This is a genomic window from Nonomuraea sp. NPDC052116, from assembly GCF_040680035.1.
Classification (GTDB): Bacteria; Actinomycetota; Actinomycetes; order Streptosporangiales; family Streptosporangiaceae; genus Nonomuraea; species Nonomuraea angiospora_A.
On record NZ_JBFAWA010000108.1, the window covers coordinates 1 to 1,588 of the forward strand.

Sequence of the window (1,588 nt, forward strand, 5' to 3'; positions counted from 1 at the left end):
CCTCGATCTTTCTCGACCTTGAGTTGGTCGGCTGAGAAGTTCGGCTGCGGGTCGATTTTCTCGCTGTGGTCAGCGTGGATGCCCGGCTGTCGCGCCGGGTGGGCGGGGTTCCACGGGCCCGGGGGTTCCTTTCCTGGTCGTGGGGCGGGTTGGCGTTGGTCAGGTTGGTGCCGGCAGGGCGTGCAGGCGTGCCAGGGCAGTAAGGATCTGGCTGGCCCAGGGCCATCGCGTGGGGATGCGGAGGCGCAGGCGGCGGCTTCCGTGCACCAGGCGGCCGGCGACGGCGAGCAGGCGGAGCCGTAGGCGTTTGGGCTCGTAGCGGCGGGCGTCGGTGTCGTGCAGGGCGAGCATCTGCATCCACGCGAGCAGTTCGCAGGCAAGGGCGACGATCTCGAGCCAGATCTGGTTCTGGGTGAAGTCGTGCAGGGGCAGGTTGCGCAGGCCGGTGTCCTTGGCGGCGCGGATGCGGTCTTCGGCGCGGGCGCGGCGGCGGTGACGTAGTTCCAGATCGGCGAGCTGGCAGCCTGGGGTGCCGGTGACGAAGCAGGTGAAACGGTGTCCGTCGAGGTCGGTGAAGCGCAGTTGGGCGCCGGGGTGGGGGCGTTCTTTGCGGACGATGACGCGCATGCCCTTGGGCCAGCCGGTCAGGTCGAGCAGGCCGGTGAGTTCGGCAACCCAGGCGCCGGGCCGCGGTTGGCGGTCGGCGTTGTAGGCGGGGGTCCAGGCGGTGGCGGGCAGTTTGAGGATGGCAGCGGCGATGTCGTCGGTGATGGTGAAGCCGATGGAGTACTTCAGCCAGCGTCCGGGGCGGGTGAGCCAGTTCAGGAATTCATGGGTGCCGCCACCGGAGTCGGTGCGGATGAGGACGTTGCGTCGCTGGGCGCGCGGTAGCTGGGCCAGGGCGAGCCGGGTGGTCTCGATGTGGTCGGCGGCGGTGTTGGAGCCGGCGTTGCCGGGCCGCAGCAGCAGGGTCAGCGGTTCGCCGCCGCCGTCGCCGGGGTGGTCGGCGAAGGCGGTCATCGGGTGGAAGCCGTAGCTCTTCTTCCAGGTCGGGGCCGCGTGCTGCTTGTCGGAGTGGGAGATCACAATGGTGGCGTCGAGGTCGACGATCACGGGCTGGCCGTCGGTTCCGGGGGCGTGATGACCGGCCAGTTGCCAAGCGCGTTCACGCGCGGTGGCGCGGGCGGCGCGGATGGACTTCAGCGCGCGGGCCTCATCGGCGGCGAGCCGGTCGATCAGGCGTGAGACGGTCGGGTCGGAGGCGACGGGGCCGAACAGTTCGGGCTGGGAGCGCAGCATGGCGATGTCGGCCAGGCAGTCTCCGCCGAGCGCCAAGGTGAGGGCCAGATCGGTGATGATCTTTGCGGGGTCGTGGACGGCGCGGCTGGGCCGCCATCGTTCCAGCCGCTCGGATAGGGCCTTTTCCAGTCCGGTGATGCGCAGCGTCTGCACCAGCAGCAGGCCCCCGCCGTGTGAGACCAGCCCACGGCCGTCGGCGGACACGGTGATCTTGCTGAGGGAAGCGGTAGAGTTCACTCGGAAAGTGCCTTCTGATCTGGGGTGGACGGGGCCTTAGACAAGTCCGATC

The 1,588-nt window shown here is 69.6% G+C and carries 1 protein-coding gene; it reads right to left on the reverse strand.

Translation table 11 applies throughout. The features are described 5' to 3' along the window. Positions 1-159: 159 nt before the first annotated feature. On the reverse strand, positions 160-1,536 hold the full coding sequence (locus tag AB0L65_RS62890; protein WP_364267616.1) for an IS1380 family transposase: 1,377 nt from the start codon (positions 1,534-1,536) through the stop codon (positions 160-162). Positions 1,537-1,588 lie beyond the last annotated feature (52 nt).